This is a genomic window from Salmonella sp. SAL04213 (assembly GCF_046550535.1).
Lineage (GTDB): Bacteria > Pseudomonadota > Gammaproteobacteria > Enterobacterales > Enterobacteriaceae > Salmonella > Salmonella enterica.
This window is the reverse complement of the sequence record NZ_JBGDXS010000002.1, coordinates 707,431-727,913: the sequence shown is the minus strand read 5'-3', so window position 1 is coordinate 727,913 and position 20,483 is coordinate 707,431. Positions and strand designations below refer to the sequence as shown.

General features: G+C 52.5%; 17 protein-coding genes. 10 read left to right on the top strand and 7 right to left on the bottom strand.

Annotated elements, in window-relative coordinates; genetic code table 11:
• Nucleotides 1-75 precede the first annotated feature (75 nt).
• The 5 genes from ACLJPQ_RS08395 to ACLJPQ_RS08375 all read left to right on the top strand — a co-directional run bounded on the left by ACLJPQ_RS08395 (nucleotide 76) and on the right by ACLJPQ_RS08375 (nucleotide 7,728).
• On the top strand, nucleotides 76-3,816 hold the full coding sequence (locus ACLJPQ_RS08395; RefSeq protein WP_080184708.1) for a nitrate reductase subunit alpha: 3,741 nt from the start codon (nucleotides 76-78) through the stop codon (nucleotides 3,814-3,816).
• Nucleotides 3,813-5,357: a nitrate reductase subunit beta gene (narH, locus tag ACLJPQ_RS08390; protein ID WP_001522787.1), complete on the top strand. Its 1,545-nt coding sequence runs from the start codon at nucleotides 3,813-3,815 to the stop codon at nucleotides 5,355-5,357. The genes ACLJPQ_RS08395 and narH overlap by 4 nt, the downstream gene beginning before the upstream one ends.
• Nucleotides 5,357-6,052, top strand: a complete 696-nt coding sequence (gene narW, locus ACLJPQ_RS08385) for a nitrate reductase molybdenum cofactor assembly chaperone (protein WP_080184709.1) — start codon at nucleotides 5,357-5,359, stop codon at nucleotides 6,050-6,052. Before narH ends, narW begins: the two co-directional genes overlap by 1 nt.
• A complete protein-coding gene (gene narI, locus ACLJPQ_RS08380) occupies nucleotides 6,049-6,729 on the top strand; it encodes a respiratory nitrate reductase subunit gamma (RefSeq protein ID WP_000617103.1) in 681 nt (226 codons plus the stop codon). Before narW ends, narI begins: the two co-directional genes overlap by 4 nt.
• A 105-nt stretch (nucleotides 6,730-6,834) precedes the next feature.
• A complete protein-coding gene (locus ACLJPQ_RS08375; protein WP_080184710.1) occupies nucleotides 6,835-7,728 on the top strand; it encodes a PhzF family isomerase in 894 nt (297 codons plus the stop codon).
• A 35-nt stretch (nucleotides 7,729-7,763) separates the two neighbouring features.
• Here the strand turns inward: ACLJPQ_RS08375 and nhoA are convergent, their stop codons facing one another.
• Nucleotides 7,764-8,609 (bottom strand): N-hydroxyarylamine O-acetyltransferase, encoded by an 846-nt coding sequence (gene nhoA, locus ACLJPQ_RS08370; RefSeq protein ID WP_080184711.1) that lies wholly within the window; start codon nucleotides 8,607-8,609, stop codon nucleotides 7,764-7,766.
• Nucleotides 8,610-8,893: 284 nt separating this feature from the next.
• Nucleotides 8,894-9,526 (bottom strand): type III secretion system effector SteA, encoded by a 633-nt coding sequence (gene steA, locus ACLJPQ_RS08365; RefSeq protein WP_080184712.1) that lies wholly within the window; start codon nucleotides 9,524-9,526, stop codon nucleotides 8,894-8,896.
• Nucleotides 9,527-10,038: 512 nt separating this feature from the next.
• Here steA and ansP point away from each other — a divergent pair.
• Nucleotides 10,039-11,532 carry an L-asparagine permease gene (gene ansP, locus ACLJPQ_RS08360; protein ID WP_080090973.1) on the top strand — a complete coding sequence of 498 codons (1,494 nt, stop codon included), beginning with the start codon at nucleotides 10,039-10,041 and terminating at the stop codon, nucleotides 11,530-11,532.
• Between the two features lie 76 nt (nucleotides 11,533-11,608).
• On the opposite strand, the gene ACLJPQ_RS08355 is transcribed toward ansP, so the two are convergent.
• Nucleotides 11,609-11,830, bottom strand: coding sequence for a YgdI/YgdR family lipoprotein (locus ACLJPQ_RS08355; protein ID WP_000732362.1), 222 nt, complete (start codon nucleotides 11,828-11,830; stop codon nucleotides 11,609-11,611).
• A gap of 144 nt (nucleotides 11,831-11,974) precedes the next feature.
• Nucleotides 11,975-13,036, bottom strand: coding sequence for a YncE family protein (locus ACLJPQ_RS08350; RefSeq protein WP_000550638.1), 1,062 nt, complete (start codon nucleotides 13,034-13,036; stop codon nucleotides 11,975-11,977).
• A 263-nt stretch (nucleotides 13,037-13,299) separates the two neighbouring features.
• Between ACLJPQ_RS08350 and pqqU the strand changes: the two genes are divergently transcribed.
• Nucleotides 13,300-15,420, top strand: a complete 2,121-nt coding sequence (gene pqqU / locus ACLJPQ_RS08345) for a TonB-dependent receptor PqqU (RefSeq protein ID WP_080184713.1) — start codon at nucleotides 13,300-13,302, stop codon at nucleotides 15,418-15,420.
• Between the two features lie 66 nt (nucleotides 15,421-15,486).
• Here pqqU and mcbR read toward each other — a convergent pair whose 3' ends face one another.
• Nucleotides 15,487-16,152, bottom strand: a complete 666-nt coding sequence (gene mcbR / locus ACLJPQ_RS08340) for a colanic acid/biofilm transcriptional regulator McbR (protein ID WP_001119592.1) — start codon at nucleotides 16,150-16,152, stop codon at nucleotides 15,487-15,489.
• 333 nt (nucleotides 16,153-16,485) lie between these two features.
• Nucleotides 16,486-17,523 (bottom strand): NADP-dependent oxidoreductase, encoded by a 1,038-nt coding sequence (locus ACLJPQ_RS08335; protein WP_080184714.1) that lies wholly within the window; start codon nucleotides 17,521-17,523, stop codon nucleotides 16,486-16,488.
• 211 nt (nucleotides 17,524-17,734) lie between these two features.
• Between ACLJPQ_RS08335 and mddA the strand changes: the two genes are divergently transcribed.
• Together mddA and ACLJPQ_RS08325 are read left to right on the top strand one after the other, a co-directional pair.
• Nucleotides 17,735-18,250 (top strand): L-methionine sulfoximine/L-methionine sulfone acetyltransferase, encoded by a 516-nt coding sequence (mddA, locus tag ACLJPQ_RS08330; RefSeq protein ID WP_000155373.1) that lies wholly within the window; start codon nucleotides 17,735-17,737, stop codon nucleotides 18,248-18,250.
• Nucleotides 18,250-18,699 (top strand): DMT family transporter, encoded by a 450-nt coding sequence (locus tag ACLJPQ_RS08325; protein ID WP_001076571.1) that lies wholly within the window; start codon nucleotides 18,250-18,252, stop codon nucleotides 18,697-18,699. Before mddA ends, ACLJPQ_RS08325 begins: the two co-directional genes overlap by 1 nt.
• A 4-nt stretch (nucleotides 18,700-18,703) precedes the next feature.
• Here ACLJPQ_RS08325 and ACLJPQ_RS08320 read toward each other — a convergent pair whose 3' ends face one another.
• Nucleotides 18,704-18,937, bottom strand: coding sequence for a YdcY family protein (locus tag ACLJPQ_RS08320; RefSeq protein ID WP_000018720.1), 234 nt, complete (start codon nucleotides 18,935-18,937; stop codon nucleotides 18,704-18,706).
• 223 nt (nucleotides 18,938-19,160) lie between these two features.
• On the opposite strand from ACLJPQ_RS08320, the gene srfA reads away from it, so the two are divergent.
• Nucleotides 19,161-20,480 (top strand): virulence-associated effector SrfA, encoded by a 1,320-nt coding sequence (gene srfA / locus ACLJPQ_RS08315; RefSeq protein ID WP_001129953.1) that lies wholly within the window; start codon nucleotides 19,161-19,163, stop codon nucleotides 20,478-20,480.
• Nucleotides 20,481-20,483: the final 3 nt, after the last annotated feature.

Here is a 20,483-nt window from a genome sequence, read left to right as displayed (position 1 = left end):
AGGACGGCCATCCGGTAATGGTTTAACGCCAAATCGACAGGATGGCGGAAAATTTATCGAAGCAGGAGAAATGTCATGAGTAAACTGTTGGATCGCTTTCGTTACTTTAAACAAAAAGGCGATACCTTTGCCGACGGCCATGGTCAGGTGATGCATACCAACCGCGACTGGGAAGACAGTTATCGCCAGCGCTGGCAGTTTGATAAGATCGTGCGCTCAACCCACGGCGTCAACTGCACGGGCTCCTGTAGCTGGAAAATTTATGTCAAAAACGGTCTGGTGACGTGGGAAACCCAGCAAACCGACTACCCGCGCACGCGTCCCGATTTACCGAACCATGAACCGCGCGGCTGCCCGCGCGGCGCCAGCTACTCCTGGTATCTCTATAGCGCCAATCGTCTGAAATACCCTCTGGTGCGTAAGCGGCTGATAGAACTGTGGCGCGAGGCCCTTTCCCGGCACAGCGATCCGGTACTGGCATGGGAATCTATAATGAACGACCCGCAAAAATGCCAAAGTTACAAACAGGTGCGCGGACATGGCGGCTTTATTCGTTCGAACTGGAAAGAGCTGAATCAGCTCATTGCCGCCGCTAACGTCTGGACAATCAAAACCTATGGTCCGGATCGTGTGGCGGGGTTTTCACCTATTCCGGCGATGTCGATGGTTTCTTACGCCGCCGGAACACGTTATCTGTCATTGCTTGGCGGTACTTGTCTGAGCTTCTATGACTGGTATTGCGATCTTCCACCCGCGTCGCCAATGACCTGGGGCGAGCAGACTGATGTGCCGGAGTCCGCCGACTGGTATAACTCAGCCTACATTATTGCCTGGGGCTCTAACGTGCCGCAGACGCGTACCCCGGACGCCCACTTCTTTACTGAAGTGCGCTACAAAGGCACTAAGACGATCGCCATCACCCCGGACTATTCCGAAGTCGCTAAACTGTGCGATCAGTGGCTGGCGCCAAAGCAAGGTACCGACAGCGCGCTGGCGATGGCCATGGGTCACGTTATTTTAAAAGAGTTTCATCTCGATAATCCCAGCGACTATTTTCTTAACTATTGCCGCCGTTATACCGACATGCCAATGCTGGTCCTGTTGGATGAGCGCGCAGACGGCAGTTATGTGCCGGGGCGTATGATGCGCGCATCGGATCTGGTGGATGGACTGGGAGAAGCCAATAATCCGGAATGGAAAACCGTCGCGCTCAACAGTACGGGCGAACTGGTCGCGCCCAACGGTTCTATCGGTTTTCGCTGGGGCGAAAAGGGAAAATGGAACCTGGAACCGGTGGCGGCGGGCGTCGAAACTGAACTGTCGCTCTCTTTACTCGGTCAGCATGATGACGTGGCGGGTGTCGCTTTCCCCTATTTTGGCGGCAACGAAAACCCACATTTTCGCAGCGTGCGGCAGGAACCGGTACTGGTACGTCAGTTACCGGTGAAACGCCTGGATCTGGCGGACGGTAGCGAGCGGATGGTCGTCAGCGTTTACGATCTGGTGCTGGCTAATTATGGGCTGGATCGTGGTCTGGATGACTGCCATAGCGCCAATAATTATAACGACGTAAAAGCCTACACGCCGGCCTGGGGCGAACAGATTACCGGCGTGCCGCGTCGACATATCGAAACTATTGCGCGTGAATTTGCCGAGACCGCCCATAAAACTCATGGTCGTTCGATGATCATCCTCGGCGCGGGAGTGAATCACTGGTATCACATGGATATGAATTACCGTGGGATGATTAACATGCTGGTGTTCTGCGGCTGTGTTGGACAAACCGGCGGCGGCTGGGCGCACTATGTCGGCCAGGAGAAGCTGCGGCCGCAAACCGGCTGGCTGCCGCTGGCCTTCGCGCTGGACTGGAATCGCCCACCGCGTCAGATGAACAGTACCTCGTTTTTCTACAACCATGCCAGCCAGTGGCGCTATGAAAAACTGACTGCGCAAGAGTTGCTGTCGCCGTTGGCCGATCCGGCTAAATTTTCCGGACACCTGATCGATTTCAACGTGCGCGCGGAACGTATGGGCTGGCTACCCTCGGCGCCGCAGCTTAATCTTAACCCGCTCAGCGTGAAAGCGAGCGCCGCTAAAGCCGGGCTGTCTGCGGCGGATTATACCGTGCAGGCGTTGAAATCAGGCGCTATCCGTTTTGCCTGCGAACAGCCCGACAGTGGTCATAATCACCCGCGAAATTTATTTGTCTGGCGCTCTAACCTGCTCGGCTCCTCCGGGAAAGGTCATGAGTATATGCTCAAATATCTGCTGGGCACCGACAGCGGTATCCAGGGCGAAGCGCTGGGTTCCAGCGAAGGAATTAAGCCTGAAGAGGTGGAATGGCAGTCTGCCGCGATTGAGGGCAAGCTCGATCTGTTGGTCACGCTTGATTTCCGTATGTCCAGTACCTGTCTGTTTTCCGATATCGTTTTGCCGACCGCCACCTGGTATGAAAAAGACGATATGAATACCTCGGATATGCATCCGTTTATCCACCCCCTTTCCGCCGCGGTCGATCCTGCCTGGGAATCCAAAAGCGACTGGGAGATCTACAAAGGTATCGCCAGCGTCTTTTCTGAGGTGTGTGTCGGACATCTCGGACAGGAAACCGATGTGGTGTTACACCCGCTCCAGCATGATTCCCCGGCGGAACTGGCGCAGCCATTTGATATTCTCGACTGGCGTAAAGGCGAGTGCGAACTTATTCCGGGCAAAACCGCCCCCAATATCGTCGTGGTTGAACGCGATTATCCGGCCACCTATGAACGTTTTACCTCGCTGGGTCCCCTGCTGGATAAATTAGGCAACGGCGGTAAGGGTATTGCCTGGAATACGCAAGATGAAGTCGATTTCCTCGGTAAGCTCAATTACACCAAACACGATGGCCCGGCGAAAGGACGTCCGCGCATCGACACTGCGCTGGATGCCTCGGAAGTGATTCTTGCCTTAGCGCCGGAAACTAACGGCCAGGTGGCGGTGAAAGCCTGGCAGGCGTTGGGCGAGATGACCGGGCGCGAGCACACCCATCTGGCCATCAATAAAGAAGATGAGAAAATTCGCTTTCGTGATATCCAGGCGCAACCGCGCAAAATTATCTCCAGCCCGACCTGGTCAGGGCTGGAAAGCGAGCATGTCTCTTATAACGCTGGCTATACCAACGTACATGAACTGATCCCGTGGCGCACGTTGTCGGGGCGGCAACAACTCTATCAGGATCATGCGTGGATGCGCGCTTTTGGCGAAAGCCTGGTGGCATATCGCCCGCCGATTGATACCCGCAGCGTCAGCGAAATGCGAGAAATTCCGCCCAACGGTTTCCCGGAAAAAGCGCTTAACTTCCTGACGCCGCACCAGAAATGGGGAATTCACTCCACCTACAGCGAAAACCTGCTGATGCTGACCTTGTCGCGCGGCGGGCCGATTGTCTGGATCAGCGAAGCCGATGCCCGTGAACTGGGTATTGAAGATAACGACTGGATTGAAGCCTTCAACGCTAATGGCGCCCTTACCGCTCGTGCGGTGGTCAGCCAGCGCGTCCCGCCGGGTATGACCATGATGTACCACGCCCAGGAGCGGATTATGAACATTCCAGGTTCGGAAGTCACCGGGATGCGCGGCGGGATCCATAACTCCGTGACCCGGGTCTGTCCAAAACCGACGCATATGATCGGCGGCTATGCGCAACTGGCTTACGGCTTCAACTATTACGGAACCGTGGGTTCGAATCGCGATGAATTCATCATGATCAGGAAGATGAAAAACATTAACTGGCTGGATGATGAGGGCCGGGATCAGGTACAGGAGGCGAAAAAATGAAAATACGCTCACAGGTTGGGATGGTACTGAATCTCGATAAATGTATTGGCTGTCACACCTGCTCCGTCACCTGTAAAAACGTCTGGACCGGACGTGAAGGGATGGAATACGCATGGTTCAATAACGTCGAAACTAAACCGGGTATCGGCTATCCCAAAAACTGGGAAGACCAGCAGGAGTGGCAAGGCGGTTGGGTTCGTGATGTTAATGGCAAGATAAGGCCCCGTCTGGGCGGCAAAATGGGGGTAATTAGCAAAATTTTCGCCAACCCGGTGATTCCGCAAATCGATGATTACTATGAACCCTTTACCTTCGATTATCAGCATTTACATACAGCGCCGGAGAGTAAGCATCAGCCCACTGCCCGTCCGCGTTCACTGATCGACGGAAAACGGATGGACAAGGTGATCTGGGGGCCAAACTGGGAAGAGCTGCTCGGCGGCGAATTTGAAAAACGCGCCCGCGACCGCAACTTCGACAACATACAAAAGGAGATGTACGGTCAGTTCGAAAACACCTTCATGATGTACCTGCCGCGCCTGTGCGAACACTGCCTGAACCCCAGTTGTGTCGCCACCTGCCCAAGTGGCGCTATTTATAAGCGTGAAGAAGACGGCATCGTGCTAATCGACCAGGATAAATGCCGGGGCTGGCGTTTGTGTATCAGCGGCTGCCCGTACAAAAAAATCTACTTTAACTGGAAGAGCGGCAAGTCTGAGAAGTGCATATTTTGCTATCCGCGTATTGAATCCGGCCAGCCGACCGTTTGCTCGGAAACCTGCGTCGGGCGCATCCGTTATCTTGGCGTTCTGCTCTACGACGCCGACAGGATTGAAGACGCGGCCAGTACCGAACACGAGACGGATTTGTATGAACGTCAGTGTGATGTGTTTCTCGATCCGCACGATCCGGCGGTCATCGAAGAGGCGCTTAAACAAGGCATCCCGCAAAACGTCATCGACGCCGCCCAACGGTCGCCGGTGTACAAAATGGCGATGGACTGGAAGCTGGCGCTTCCGCTGCACCCGGAATACCGTACCCTGCCGATGGTCTGGTACGTACCGCCGCTGTCGCCCATCCAGTCATACGCCGACGCGGGCGGGTTGCCGCACAATGGCAATATTCTGCCGGCGGTGGAGACGCTGCGTATTCCGGTCCAGTACCTGGCCAATATGCTCAGCGCGGGCGATACCGGTCCGGTCATTCGGGCGCTAAAGCGGATGATGGCGATGCGCCACTACATGCGCTCGCAGACGGTTGAAGGCGTGACGGATACCCGCGCGATTGACGAAGTGGGTCTGAGCGTACAACAGGTTGAAGAGATGTATCGCTACCTGGCGATTGCCAATTATGAAGATCGTTTTGTCATTCCCACCAGCCACCGGGAAATGGCGCGCGACGCCTTTCCGGAGCGCAACGGCTGCGGCTTTACTTTTGGCGACGGTTGTCACGGCTCGGATACTAAATTCAACCTGTTCAACAGTAGTCGTATTGATGCCATCAATATCACCGAAGTGCGTGATAAAGCGGAGGGGGAATAATGCAAATCCTCAAAGCGATTGGCCTGTTGATGGAGTATCCGGACGACGAGTTGTGGGAATGTCGGGATGAAGCGCTTGCCCTTATCCAGCACGATGCGCCAATGCTGGCCGACTTCACTCGCGAGCTGCTTTATGCGCCGTTACTGGATAAACAAGCAGAATGGTGTGAAGTGTTTGACCGCGGGCGCGCCACTTCATTGCTGTTATTCGAGCATGTTCATGCGGAGTCCCGCGATCGCGGCCAGGCGATGGTCGGTTTGTTAAGCCAGTATGAAACCGTGGGCCTGCAGCTCAACTGCTGCGAACTGCCGGATCACCTGCCGCTCTATCTGGAGTACTTAAGCGTGTTGCCGGAAGCGGAAGCGCGCGAGGGATTACAGAATATTGCCCCTATTCTGGCGCTGCTGGGCGGTCGTCTGAAACAGCGAGGAGCGCCGTGGTATCAACTGTTTGACGCCCTGCTGACGCTGGCGGGCAGTACGCTTACAAGTGACAGTGTCACCAAACAGATTGTTCAGGAATCGCGGGATGATACCCGTCAGGCACTGGATGCCGTCTGGGAAGAAGAACAGGTGAAGTTTATCGAAGATAACGCCACGACCTGTGACAGTTCACCGTTACACCATTATCAACGACGCTTTAGCCAGGACGCGGCGCCGCAGTACGTCGACGTCAGCGCGGGAGGCCCGAAATGATACAGTACCTGAACGTCTTTTTTTACGACATCTACCCCTATATTTGCGCCACGGTATTCTTCCTCGGCAGTTGGCTGCGCTATGACTACGGACAATATACCTGGCGCGCGTCGTCCAGCCAGATGCTGGATAAGCGTGGGATGGTGATATGGTCGAATCTGTTCCATATTGGCATTCTGGGGATCTTTTTTGGCCATCTGTTCGGGATGCTGACGCCACACTGGATGTATGCCTGGTTCCTGCCGATTGCGGTAAAACAGCAGATGGCGATGATCCTCGGCGGCGTGTGCGGCGTATTAACGTTGATCGGCGGCGCGGGATTACTGTGGCGTCGTCTGACCAATCAGCGTGTTCGGGCGACATCCACTACACCAGATATTATCATCATGAGCATTTTGCTGATTCAGTGCCTGCTTGGCCTGAGCACCATTCCGTTTTCGGCGCAATATCCGGATGGCAGCGAAATGATGAAGTTGGTGGGCTGGGCGCAAAGTATTGTCACCTTCCGCGGCGGGTCTTCGGAAATGCTGAACGGTGTGGCGTTTGTTTTCCGCGTTCATCTGGTGCTGGGAATGACTATTTTCCTGCTCTTCCCGTTCACCCGTCTGGTTCATGTCTGGAGCGCGCCGTTTGAGTATTTCACCCGTCGCTACCAGATTGTTCGTACCCGCCGCTAATTCTCTTTGCCCGGAGCGTACGCTTACCGGGCAAAGAAAACACATGGGCGTCGTCATTCGGCAACGCACAGGCTATGATGATTCTTCAGCCAAAGGAGAACATCAATGAAACCGCAGATTTACCATGTTGACGCCTTCACCAGCGAACCCTTTCGCGGCAACTCTGCTGGCGTTGTCTTACATGCGGATACGCTAAGCGACGCGCAGATGCAGCTGATTGCCCGTGAACTTCGTCACTCGGAAACCGCCTTTTTGCTAAAAAGCGAAGAAAGTGATGTGCGCATACGCTATTTTACACCGACAGTAGAAGTCCCCATCTGTGGTCATGCCACCGTGGCCGCGCATTATGTTCGGGCAACGGTACTGGGGTTGGGAAACACCACCGTCTGGCAAACCTCGTTAGCGGGCCGTCATCGCGTTGAAATTCATGCCGAACACAACGACTATCGCATCATGCTGGAACAAGGTCAGCCCTCTTTTGAACCACCGCTAGTCGGAGAGATTCGGGCTGCCATCATCACCGCACTAAACCTGACTGAAGATGATATCGTGCCGGGAGCGCCTATTCAGGTGGCTTCAACAGGACATGCAAAAGTGATGATCCTGCTCAAACCAGACGTTGATATTGATGCCCTTTCTCCGAATCTGGCAGCCCTGACGGCAATCAGCCAGCAAATTGGCTGTAACGGCTTTTTTCCTTTCCAGATTCGTCCGGGAGAAAACGAAACCGATGGGCGAATGTTTTCCCCGGCGATAGGGATTGTGGAAGATCCGGTAACGGGAAACGCCAATGGCCCGATGGGGGCATGGCTCGTCCATCATGGCCTGATGGCGCATGACGGTAAAACGCTGCAGATTCAAGGCCATCAGGGGCGCGCTTTAGGCAAAGAGGGTACTGTTGATGTTACCGTCACCATTCGCGATAACCAGCCGGACAACGTCACCATCTCCGGCCAGGCGGTCATTCTGTTTCATGCCGAATGGGCCATTACTTTTTAATCTTTGTCAGGCCCGCAAATCCTCGCGGCAAAAAACTATTTTCCCGCCTCCGGATGGGTATCAAATGCAGCCATTACCGCGGCCAGCTCCGCCTCGGTAAAACCGTGCTTTACATCATTTACGCCGAGACCAAACTGCTGCTGAAGTAACTGATACAACGACGGTACATCCGGTACATTGACCTGGTCAACGGCATGTCCCTGGTGGTAACGTGTGAAGTGGAAATTCGTTAATGTCAGCTTGCCGCCATCAGGCAAATGGCGGCACATCAACAAATGATGACGAAAATGGGATTGCGGCCAGTGAGCCGACCAGAAATTGCCCATCACATGATCGCTCTGCTGCTGCACCCCCAGATCAAAACAATACATCGACTGCCAGTGCTCATGGTGGCGGAATTGTAAAATCCATGTGCTCCCCTCCTGCATCAGGCGGTATTCGCCATGCGGCGTTTGCTGAGCAATTTCAGCCTGCAGACGAAGCGGCGCGGTTAGCGTTTGGCCGCCAAACCCCACGTCCGCGATCCACTGCTCATTCTCAACATCAACCAGCAGCAAACGGTGCGTGCGTGGCGGTAAACTGGCGGGATGAGACAGAATGACCCGCCCCAATAAGCTTCGGACGTTAAAACCGATGTCGCGTAACGCGCGTTCAAACAGGCCATTCAGTTCAAAACAGTATCCACCGCGTCGGGCATAAAGCAGTTTCTCCTCTAATGCCGTCTCATCGAGCTGTATTTCACGAGGCAGTAGCACATCCAGATTTTCAAAAGGAATCGCGCAGTTGTGCGCTAAGTGAAGCGTTCTGAGCGCTTCAACCGTAGGAACCCCCAACGGCTGACAATGTAATCGCGTAAAATAAGCATGTAAAAAAGAGGTCATCTGAGGCTTCCATTAACATTAATGCTTGCGTTCGGCACACAGGCTGAGGCGGATATCGCTGCGCAACAGGATACCCTATCCGTGGAATAGCGTTGGATACTTTTGAAAAAAATAAGACAGGCCGGCTACAGCCGCCGGAGGTACGTGGGATTTTGGCGTACAAACGGAAATCGGGTTCTGAGAATCTCTTTGCGACACGCCGCCAAAATAGCGGCGTGTTAAAATTTTTAACGCCAGCTCAGCGAGTCTGATTTCTAACAAAACTGGCTAAACATAAGCGCTTTTTAATACTTGTCTAAATAGTTATGGTAACGATCTTTTATGTCGGCCGCCCATTGCACTTTCGCCTCGCCCATGCTGTTGGCCCGAGCGATATAATGTTCTAAACTCGGAATGGCGCCTAATGCCTGAGGTAAGGCATTATATTCTGCTATTCGCTCTCTGACGGTTTTATATTTTTCATCAATATCATAATTATAGTACGCTGGCGCCTCAAAAAAGCCCTCTTCCAGTCTCATACAGATATCTTCAAAGGACCCCTTAACCTCAACGGTATGTTCGCCATCCGATATCCTGACGATTGGCTCACGTCCAGCCATCAGCGAGAGTTGTTCGAATGTTAACATCCGACCATCAGAAAGCTCGACATCTATAATAAATTGTTCATCACGTACAGCATCTGCAAGGTGATTATGGATATTCCCTGCATTGGCACAGAACTCCTCAACTTTAGGCGTAACATTGCAATAATGTTCAATTACTCGCGTAAATCCGTAGGCCAGTCCTGCGGTAAGCACATACAAGATGCCTTTCATGATTTTTGTTGATAATTTATTTTCATAATCTCCTGCAGCAACATGAGGTAGCTTATTTCCTGATAAAGCTCTGGCATAGGTAGAAACTGATGTATGTGGCATATCCTGCTCCTTCAAATTTTGCTCAATAGCTTTATATGTCCTACTCCTCTCTCATTATGACGAGATGTCAATCAACAAAATTGCTCAAAGGCATACATTTTCAGGAGAAAATGAGAATAACAGGCGCAACGGCCTTATCTTATGCTGCTTCAATATCGTCAGGTGGTTTATCGTTCGAGGTCATATCTATGACCATAAATCCCACCAGGGATTAACGCTGGTTAATTATTGCGCAACGCAATCACTGCCGATTTGTGCTGGCGTCTTATCTGGCTGAATCGTGACCACACCGCACCACATCTGACCACACAAATAAACTCGACATTCTCATTTTGTCCTTTCCGTATGTTTTGCGTCATTTAACAATTGCAGGTAGGATGCTCCGCCGGCGGTTTTATCCCTGTCACAGAATCAGGGAAAAGCGGCATTCGCCATTGCAGGCAATCGATTGGTGAGCGCCCGTCGCGGCATAAGGAATTTTTCTGTCAGGACAGGCTATAACAGGTAACGTAATGAAAACACAGACTACGCACGCCGCAGAACAACATGCGGCGAAACGACGCTGGCTGAACGCCCATGAAGAGGGGTATCACAAAGCGATGGGGAATCGTCAGGTTCAGATGATTGCTATCGGCGGCGCGATTGGCACCGGTTTATTTTTAGGTGCAGGCGCCCGATTGCAAATGGCCGGACCGGCACTGGCGCTGGTCTATCTGATATGTGGCATTTTTTCTTTTTTCATTTTACGCGCGCTGGGCGAACTGGTATTGCATCGCCCTTCCAGCGGGAGTTTCGTCTCCTACGCCCGTGAATTTTTGGGTGAAAAAGCGGCCTACGTCGCAGGCTGGATGTACTTTATTAACTGGGCGATGACCGGGATCGTCGATATCACCGCAGTGGCGTTATACATGCACTACTGGGGCGCATTTGGCGACGTTCCGCAATGGGTGTTCGCGCTCGGCGCGTTAACCATTGTCGGTACCATGAACATGATCGGCGTAAAATGGTTTGCCGAAATGGAGTTCTGGTTCGCGCTGATAAAAGTACTCGCCATTGTTATCTTCCTGGTGGTAGGCACGATTTTTCTCGGTACCGGTCAACCGCTTGAGGGTAATGCCACCGGTTTTCACCTGATTACAGATAATGGCGGCTTTTTCCCGCACGGCCTGTTGCCCGCGCTGGTACTGATTCAGGGCGTAGTGTTCGCTTTTGCGTCGATTGAACTGGTCGGTACCGCCGCTGGGGAGTGCAAAGATCCACAGACGATGGTGCCAAAAGCCATCAATAGCGTGATCTGGCGTATTGGTCTTTTCTATGTAGGATCGGTCGTATTGCTGGTTTTGCTGCTGCCGTGGAACGCCTACCAGGCGGGGCAAAGTCCGTTTGTCACCTTCTTTTCTAAACTTGGCGTGCCTTATATCGGCAGTATTATGAATATCGTGGTGTTAACCGCCGCGCTTTCCAGCCTGAACTCCGGGCTTTACTGTACGGGGAGAATTTTACGTTCAATGTCGATGGGGGGGTCCGCGCCGAAATTCATGGCGAAAATGAGCCGTCAGCATGTGCCCTATGCGGGTATTCTGGCGACTCTGGTGGTTTACGTGGTCGGCGTGTTCCTGAATTACCTGGTCCCCTCCCGCGTGTTTGAGATCGTTCTTAATTTTGCCTCGCTCGGCATTATCGCGTCGTGGGCGTTTATCATGGTGTGCCAGATGCGTTTACGCCAGGCGATAAAAGAAGGCAAAGCTGCAGACGTCAGTTTTAAACTGCCCGGCGCGCCTTTTACCTCCTGGCTAACGCTGCTGTTTTTACTAAGCGTGCTGGTACTTATGGCGTTTGACTACCCGAATGGAACTTACACTATCGCCTCGTTGCCGCTGATCGCCATTCTGCTGATCGCCGGCTGGTTTGGCGTGCGACGTCGCGTGGCGGAGATCCATCGAACTGCGCCAGTGACGGCGGATTCGACAGAGAGTGTCGTATTGAAAGAAGAAGCAGCGACATAACATTACCCTTCCCCGGCAGCCCCAGGCCTGCCGGGTTTAATGCGCGTTGCCGCCAACACCGCATCGCGCCCAATGCTTAGTCAGCCTTAATCAACTGCGCCACATCATTGCTGTTAATTTCCCGCTGGTTGCCTTCCTGATCGGTATAACTGGTCATCCCCGTCTCTTTATCTAACTGTGGCTTACCCTGAGTTACGATCGTTTGCCCATTCTTCGTCGTCATCACATAGTTGGTTGTACAACCCGCAAGCATAAAAAACATCATGCCCAAACCTGAGCATATAAATAACTTTTTCATATTTTCCTCGTGAATATAATGAGTTAACTACAGCAAAAAGGCAGTGTAATTCTCACAGAATCATCAGGCTATCGGCGGGGTGTAACGAGGCGTATCGGTGCGTTTAAAGAGATGACTGGAGGGGTTTCCCCCTCCATACCCTATTTACAGAGCAATGCGAATAACATCATCCGGCTGCGTCGCTTCCTGTTCACGTGTCGATTTCTGCTTCACGCTGACGTAGAGCGTTTTACCGTCTGCCGATAGCGCCAGACTATTCGGGTACGTCGGCGTATCGAACGTTTTAACAACGTTATAGGTCTTCGCATCGATCACGCTGACCTGCCCTGCCTGACGGTGCGTCACATACGCCTCGTTACGTGTCGGGTTATACAGGACGGCCAAAGAGGCAGGCGCCGCGATTTTGGCAAGAATATTGCCATTACGGGTATCGACAACCAGGACTTCAGTCGCCTTCGAGTCGGTGATAAACGCGCGATGACCTGCGGTATCGAGACTCAGGTTAATAAAGAAGTGTTCTTTACCGTCATCCAGCAACTTCTTACGACTGAGAATTTTATTGCTGGCGGTATCGATGGTGATAAATTCGCCATCCGCATTGGTGGTGTACAGGCGTTGCGCTTTACTGTCGAGCGCCAGACCCGTACTCATTTTGCCGGTATTTTCGATCGTCGTTTTCAGTTTGATGGTTTCGCCATCCACTACCCAAATAGCACTCTCTTTACCAACACCGCTAATGTAGATCGTGTTGGTCGCCGCATCGGCAACCAGCTCACGGGGCTGTAACGGACGAACCTCTTCAGTACGTTTGCGCGCATCAAGTACCAGACGACCTTTTACATCACCCGTTTTGGCATCAATCGCGGTAACAGCGCTGTTAATGGTATTGCCAAACCACAGCGTTTGGGTCGCGGCATTGATGGTGGCGCCGAACGGCTTGAGATCGTTATGAATCGCTTGCGTGATTTCCAGCGTCACCGGGTCGAGACGATAAACTACGCCGCCTTTATCCAGTTTACGGCTTTGCGATGTAGCCAGCCAGAGCGCGTTTTCTTGCTGACTCCAGGCCATCTCATAAGCGCCTTTGCCTACCGCTTTACGCAGCATGTCTTCCGCCGCCAGCGTGCTAAATGAGGATGCGACGAGGAGCGAACCTAACAATAAAGAACCACGCAGGCGCGGCGAAAAAAGATGACGTAAGTGCATGACGACTCCCTTTGATAAAAACGTGTATAGCTGCTTCACACTACTTCACTGCGCGGGATCTTCGTTCCGCACTTATTATAAGTTGAGAATAATAATCATTATTTATCAGAAAGTGGAGCTTTTCCTCGCCTGCGAATGTCATGGCTCTTAAATAACGCACATTTTCTTAACTTAATGTGCGATTAAAATTTCAAAACTTTACATATTGACTACCCTTAATGTCACGTTTTCCGTTGATACGCTTACAATTATCCGGCATTTTCATGAAAATTATTTCCGTTAGACAGCGACTTTATCCCGCCCTCTTATTGCCTCTGACCTTCTCCCCGGTCCTTCAGGCCGCCAGCGCGCCCAATGAACAAACCATGATAGTCACCGCAACGCCGCAAACCGTATCCGAACTGGATACACCTGCCGCCGTTAGCGTCATTGAGGGAGAAGACATGCGTCTGGCGACGCCACGCGTCAATTTATCTGAGTCTTTAACCAGCGTCCCGGGATTGCAGGTGCAGAACCGGCAGAACTACGCGCAGGATCTGCAAATCTCTATCCGTGGATTTGGCTCGCGTTCCGCCTTTGGCGTGCGCGGCATTCGTCTGTATGTTGATGGCATTCCCGCCACCATGCCGGATGGGCAAGGCCAGATTTCGAATATTGATATTAACAGCATACAAGACGTTGAAGTGTTACGCGGCCCCTTCTCAGCGCTATACGGCAATGCTTCCGGCGGCGTAATAAATGTCACCACCGAAACCGGGAGACAGCCGCCCACCCTTGAGGCCAGCAGCTACTACGGCAGTTATGGAAGCTGGCGCTATGGGCTAAAAGCCACGGGCGCGATGGGTGACGGCACACAGCCAGGCGACGTGGATTACACGGTATCGACTACCCGTTTCACCACCCACGGCTACCGCGATCACAGCGGCGCGCGAAAAAATCTGGCTAATGCCAAACTGGGCGTGCGCCTTGACGATGTCAGTAAACTCTCGCTGATTTTTAATAGTGTGGACATTAAGGCGGACGATCCCGGCGGACTTACCGAATCTGAATGGAAAGCCGATCCGCAACAGGCGCCGCGCGCTGAACAGTACAATACGCGTAAAACCATCAAACAAACTCAGGCAGGATTGCGTTATGAACGTCAGCTCAGCGCGCAGGATGATATCAGCGTGATGGCCTACGCCGGAGAGCGGGAAACCACGCAATACCAGTCTATTCCCCTGGTAGCACAGCTAAAACCGGCTCAGGCTGGCGGCGTAATTACACTGCAACGCCACTATCAGGGCATTGATTCCCGCTGGACTCACCGGGGAGAATTAGGTGTGCCGGTCACCTTCACTGGCGGATTAAATTATGAAAACATGAGCGAAAACCGCAAGGGCTACAATAACTTCCGCCTCAACAACGGCACCCCTGAGTTTGGGCATAAAGGCGATTTACGCCGGGATGAGCGTAACCTGATGTGGAATGTCGATCCTTATCTGCAAACCCAGTGGCAGCTTACGCAAAAACTCTCGCTGGATGCTGGCATGCGCTACAGTTCCGTGTGGTTCGATTCTAACGATCACTATATCGCGCCCGGCAATGGCGATGACAGCGGCGACGCCAGCTATCACCACTGGCTACCCGCCGGATCGCTAAAATATGCGTTAACTGACGCCTGGAATCTCTATCTTGCTGCCGGTCGCGGATTTGAAACTCCCACAATCAATGAGCTTTCTTATCGCGCTGACGGCCAAAGCGGGTTCAACTTTGACCTCAAACCGTCGACCAATGATACGGTGGAAGTCGGCAGTAAAACGCGGATTGGCAATGGCTTGTTGACCGCCGCGTTATTTCAAACCGATACCGATGATGAAATTGTCGTCGCCAGCAGTATGGGAGGACGCACTACCTACAAAAACGCGGGCAAAACACGCCGCCAGGGCGCAGAGCTCGCGTTGGACCAGCGCTTCGCCGGCGACTGGCGGGTGAAAGCATCATGGACCTGGCTGGATGCGACCTATCGCAGTAACGTTTGTCAGGGGCAAAACTGTGATGGAAACCGGATGCCCGGCATCGCCCGTAATATGGGATTCGCCTCATTAGGTTTTATCCCGGATGAGGGGTGGTACGCCGGAACAGACGTTAGGTATATGGGCGATATCATGGCCAATGATGAAAATACCGCCAAAGCGCCTTCGTATACCGTTGTTGGACTAAATACAGGGTATAAATTTAATTACAGTCAGCTTACCGTCGATATTTTTGGGCGGGTAGATAATCTATTTGATAAAGAATATATCGGTTCGGTGATCGTTAATGAATCTAATGGCCGATATTATGAGCCAGCGCCAGGGCGTAACTATGGCGTGGGGATTAATCTGGCATGGCAATTTGAATAAATATCCGGCAAATATCCGGCAATAGCGGGAAATCCCCGCTATTGATAAGTCATAGTTTCATAAAGGTTACATGAAGTACTGATTTTTAATCGTCGCTACGTTTTGTTGCAAAACGTTCTGTAGGCAGTGGCGACTGGCTTCTTTATCACCTGTCACTAACGCATTAAGCAATTTCCTGTACAGATTAACGCCGTTTTGATAATCATCAAGTTTAAAATTATCATATAAAAAATGCAGGCTTGGCCCCAGGCGTACCCATAATTGCTCGATCATGGCATACAGCGTTGGCATATCCGCGTAGTGGTAGATCTCAAAGCGGAATGCGCGGTTGGCCAAAAGAATTTTCTCCATAACGCCACTTTCCAGCGCCTGTTGAAATTCATCTAATAGTGCATTCAGCGTCTGCTCGCGATCCGGGGTAATCTTACCCGCAGCGGCGACCACCGCCATCTCCTCCAGGGCAGTACGAATCGTATTAATTTCCAGCAAACTTTCCAGCGAGATCTCCGGCACCATAAACGCCTGTGCTGGCGCCACCGCCAAAGCACTGGAAGAGACCAGCCTTAACAGGGCCTCACGCACCGGCGTAATACTGACGCCTAACTCTTGAGCGATATTTTTAGTGATAAGCCTTGCGCCTGGTTTTAATGCGCCAATAGACAATTGATGCTTTAACCGATTTTCAACCTGTGTGGTCAGGCTTATATGTTGTGTTTTTTCCGTACCCGGCATTTTCCTTCCTTCACCTCTTGGCAGAACAACATCGCAATCGAGTCCCGAAGAAGTTTCGGAACTTAATTGTAAAAAAGATAATCCAGGCCTGAACGGCCAAATAAATAAAAGTGATAATTTACTTGCGTGATATTCTCATCTTTTACAACAATACAGGTTTCTTTATGGCAACCGTTTTATCTCCGTCATTCCTTCATGTATCGAGATTCTTGACCGGTTCAGGTCGCTGAGGGAGATAAGCTGCCCCACCGCGATCTGAATGATGAATATAAGTAAAGCCGCAATTTTAAAATTTGCACATTTTTATGGCGACATAATGCCGCCATTTTTTCTTTACGCATCGTCCGCTAAACGTATCACGACTTTGCCAAAGTTCTTCCCCGCCAGCAGCCCCATAAACGCTTCTGGCGCATTTTCCAGCCCATCAGTAATCTGCTCCCGGTAATGTATTTTCCCTTCTTTGATCCAACGCCCCATTTCTTGCTGAAACTCATGTATCCGGTGACCATAGTCCTGGTTGATGATAAAACCTTGCAGACGAATACGCTTTTTAAGTAATGTCGCCATCAGCAGAGGCAGTCTGTCTGGACCGTCCGGCAACGCTGTCGCATTGTAGCCGCTGACCAGACCGCAGAGCGGAATCCGCGCCGACGTATTCAGTAGCGGTAAGACGGCGTCAAAGACTTTACCACCGACATTCTCATAATAGATATCGATACCCTGCGGGCAGGCCTGCGCAAGCTGTTGTGGGAAATTATCAGTGTGATGATCAAGGCACAGATCAAATCCCAAAACGTCTGTCGCATGACGGCATTTTTCCGCGCCGCCAGCAATACCCACGACCCGGCAGCCCTTCAGCTTACCAATTTGCCCAACCGTTGCGCCTACGGGGCCGGTGGCGGCGGCGACAACCAGCGTTTCGCCCTCTTTCGGCTGGCCGATATCCAGTAACCCCATATAGGCGGTAAACCCCGGCATTCCTAAAATACCCAGCGACCAGGAAGGATGTTGCGGATTATCACCCAGCTTTACCAACCCTTCGCCATCTGAAATGTCATAATCCTGCCAACCATTGTAACTCAACACCCATTCGTCTGGTCGGTAATCAGGATGGTTTGACGCGACAACGCGACTGACCGTACCGCCAACCATAACGCAGCCAGGTTCAACTGGCGGCGCATAAGAGGGTTCATCGCTCATGCGGCCACGCATATAAGGGTCGAGTGATAAAAAAACGGTACGCAATAGCACCTGCCCTTCACCGGGCGTCGCGACGTCATCTTCTTCGAGGCGGAAGTTATCCATCTGCGGCGCGCCGTGGGGACGCGAGGCCAAAACCCAACGACGATTTCGGTTGGTCTGTTGCTTCATTCTATTCTCCTCATGCCTGGCATAATCCATCAATAATAGTCGAACATTAGCTTTCTGAGGGAGTTAAACACTCTCAGATATCAGGCTGTGCGCTTTTATGAACGACTTTCTTTCCCCTCTCGCTAAATATGAATTCTTGCGCTAATTCGTTGATTTATGCCGCCTTCAATAGTATTTCTAACACTATCGTAAACATTCCCTGGGGTTCCCTATGACGATTCGCTTTGCCGATAAAGCAGACTGCGCCGCGATTACCGAAATCTATAACCATGCGGTATTACATACTGCGGCCATCTGGAACGATCGGACGGTCGATACGGATAATCGCCTTGCCTGGTATGAGGCCCGTCAATTACTGGGCTATCCGGTGCTGGTAAGCGAAGAAAATGGCGTGGTGACTGGCTATGCATCATTTGGCGACTGGCGCAGTTTCGACGGTTTTCGCTATACCGTCGAGCACTCGGTTTATGTTCATCCGGCGCACCAGGGGAAAGGACTGGGGCGAAAACTGCTCAGCAGACTGATCGATGAAGCCCGACGCTGCGGCAAGCATGTGATGGTAGCCGGCATTGAGTCACAGAATGCCGCCTCGATACGCCTGCATCATTCGCTGGGATTTACCGTCACCGCGCAAATGCCGCAGGTCGGCGTAAAATTTGGCCGTTGGTTAGATCTTACGTTTATGCAGCTCCAGCTTGATGAACACGCCGCGCCGGACGCCTGCTGATGAACCAGTCGCTGACGCTTATCTTTTTGATCGCCGCCGGCGTCGGGCTGGTGGTACAAAACAGTATTATGGTGCGTATTACGCAGACATCATCGACGATTCTGATCGCTATGCTGTTGAACTCGCTGGTAGGGATCGTTTTATTTGTGACGATATTGTGGTTTAAGCAAGGCGCTACGGGCTTCGGCGAGCTGGTCGCCAGCGTGCGCTGGTGGACATTGATCCCCGGTCTGCTGGGGTCATTTTTTGTATTTGCCAGCATTAGCGGGTATCAGAACGTTGGCGCCGCGACGACTATCGCGGTACTGGTCGCCAGCCAGTTAATCGGCGGACTGGCGCTGGATATCGCGCGTAGCCACGGCGTCACGTTACGCGCAATGGTCGGGCCGGCGTTTGGCGCGCTGTTGCTGGTCATTGGCGCATGGCTGATTGCGAAGCGCCAGTTTTAATGGGTTACAGGATCGTGCCGCCTTTGGTGAGCTGCTCGCGGCGCGCGTCCCGATCTTCTTGATATTGCCTGCCGTGATGCGCGATAGCCGTGCGTAAGCGCTGCTGCTGCACATAACGATCTTCGCGACGTAATTCAGCGTCATCGCTCAAGGCAATCAGCAATTCATTCATATGGGCAATTACGCTCTCCGCGATGGCGGCATCCACGCGGGCGCTCACTTCCTCCAGGTGCGACATAAGCTCTCCTACTCTTTATTCTGTAACAGCATGATTCGCCTATTATACGCGTTATTGTCGCCCGATGCGGTAATTCGCCGCCGCCACCCTGATTTAACTTACGTCAAGTGGAAACACGGGGCTTAATAGACCGAGAATTCGCGCCTTTTTGCCTTTCTTCCGCCGTTTGCTTGCGTATAGACCCCGTAAAGTAGACGCGTGAAGAAGTCTAAGGGATAACAACGTGGCAAAATCTCTCTTGCGCAGCGGCAATCTGGATGATTATCAGGCCGTGGGCGGCGGCGGTCAGGCCGTATTTGAATCAGCATTGCAAATTCGCGAAACGCTTCGTCTGCGTAAACAGCAGGCGATGGTTGACTGTCTGGCGATTCCGCAACTTAACGATAATGGCGATCGGGTTGACTGGTATTCGCCGATTGAAGGTCAGGCGATAGCGTGGAAAGCGGCTGACGAAGAGACACGTTCTCGGGCTTTACGTTATTTAGCCAGCACTTTTGAAAGCGCGGCTGCACTCAGTCGCAAAAGTCTGCAATCCGGTAAAACAGCGCTCCAGCTATTTGGGTCGCTACTTGAGAAAGCGACGCAATTTCCCGGCGAAAATCATGTTTTCCTGGTTAACGGCAAACCGGTTATCACCTTCTGGGGATTCGTTAATCTCAACGAAAATACACGCGATGATGTGCTGGACTGCCTGCGGGTAACCGAGGCAATCCCCGACATCCCTCTGGTCGAGCCGGAGCCCGAAGAAAAGCCGCTGGTAGAGGCGGCGTTTAGTCAGGCGGATGAACCTTTGTTAACGTCTGTCATTGAGCCGCCGAAAATGCCGGAGGAACCTGTTGCGCCGCCCGTTATCGTTAGCGAGCCGAAGTCGGCCACTCCCATCCCGGTCGCTGAGGCGAAAAGAGCTCGCCGTCTACCGCTGTGGAGCTTACCTGTCGCTGCCGTGGTTATCGCCGCCGTCGCCACGCCTTTTTTCTGGCCATCTTCATCCGTTGACGGGGCCTCTCCTGTTCGCGCCGCGCCTGTCGCTACCGCGAAAACTGACGTTACCCCCTTGCCTGAACTCACCGCGCATTTGCCGCTGCATCGCGCTGAGGTGACGCCCGCCCCCAAAGCGGCGCCGTTGCCGGAAGCGCCTGTTATCATTGCCGCTATCCCCAAAGACGCGCTGGTGATGGACAATACGCAGATGAAGCTTGGAACCACGCGCTTTTTAAACGGTAGCTGGCGGGTCAGCGTGGATGTCAAAGATCCGATTACCGGCAAGCCGCCCTCTCTGCGTTATCAGATCCAAAATAACAAAGGTATCGCGCGCGTAGTACATGGCGATAACGTGGTTTGTCGGGCGGAAATTTTCTCTGGTCTGCATCAAACGGGCGAGCTGATGATTAAAAGTCGCGGCAATGCGCGCTGCACCGACGGCTCACGTTATCCGATGCCGGAAATTACCTGTAAAGCAGGCGTCAATGACGTCGCAACCTGTACCGCCCGTTATGGCGACCACGCGGCAATTCCGTTGACGTTTAAAAAGATAGGTGCCTGATTT

What these genes read in the sequence shown, in the direction of transcription:
- nhoA (WP_080184711.1), bottom strand. Translation starts at nt 8,609, where the DNA reads ATGACCTCTTTTTTACATGCTTATTTTACGCGATTACATTGTCAGCCG.
- narH (WP_001522787.1), top strand. Translation starts at nt 3,813, where the DNA reads ATGAAAATACGCTCACAGGTTGGGATGGTACTGAATCTCGATAAATGT.
- ACLJPQ_RS08355 (WP_000732362.1), bottom strand. Translation starts at nt 11,830, where the DNA reads ATGAAAAAGTTATTTATATGCTCAGGTTTGGGCATGATGTTTTTTATG.
- narI (WP_000617103.1), top strand. Translation starts at nt 6,049, where the DNA reads ATGATACAGTACCTGAACGTCTTTTTTTACGACATCTACCCCTATATT.
- ACLJPQ_RS08325 (WP_001076571.1), top strand. Translation starts at nt 18,250, where the DNA reads ATGAACCAGTCGCTGACGCTTATCTTTTTGATCGCCGCCGGCGTCGGG.
- ACLJPQ_RS08395 (WP_080184708.1), top strand. Translation starts at nt 76, where the DNA reads ATGAGTAAACTGTTGGATCGCTTTCGTTACTTTAAACAAAAAGGCGAT.
- mcbR (WP_001119592.1), bottom strand. Translation starts at nt 16,152, where the DNA reads ATGCCGGGTACGGAAAAAACACAACATATAAGCCTGACCACACAGGTT.
- ACLJPQ_RS08375 (WP_080184710.1), top strand. Translation starts at nt 6,835, where the DNA reads ATGAAACCGCAGATTTACCATGTTGACGCCTTCACCAGCGAACCCTTT.
- ansP (WP_080090973.1), top strand. Translation starts at nt 10,039, where the DNA reads ATGAAAACACAGACTACGCACGCCGCAGAACAACATGCGGCGAAACGA.
- pqqU (WP_080184713.1), top strand. Translation starts at nt 13,300, where the DNA reads ATGAAAATTATTTCCGTTAGACAGCGACTTTATCCCGCCCTCTTATTG.
- ACLJPQ_RS08335 (WP_080184714.1), bottom strand. Translation starts at nt 17,523, where the DNA reads ATGAAGCAACAGACCAACCGAAATCGTCGTTGGGTTTTGGCCTCGCGT.
- mddA (WP_000155373.1), top strand. Translation starts at nt 17,735, where the DNA reads ATGACGATTCGCTTTGCCGATAAAGCAGACTGCGCCGCGATTACCGAA.
- steA (WP_080184712.1), bottom strand. Translation starts at nt 9,526, where the DNA reads ATGCCACATACATCAGTTTCTACCTATGCCAGAGCTTTATCAGGAAAT.
- narW (WP_080184709.1), top strand. Translation starts at nt 5,357, where the DNA reads ATGCAAATCCTCAAAGCGATTGGCCTGTTGATGGAGTATCCGGACGAC.
- ACLJPQ_RS08350 (WP_000550638.1), bottom strand. Translation starts at nt 13,036, where the DNA reads ATGCACTTACGTCATCTTTTTTCGCCGCGCCTGCGTGGTTCTTTATTG.
- ACLJPQ_RS08320 (WP_000018720.1), bottom strand. Translation starts at nt 18,937, where the DNA reads ATGTCGCACCTGGAGGAAGTGAGCGCCCGCGTGGATGCCGCCATCGCG.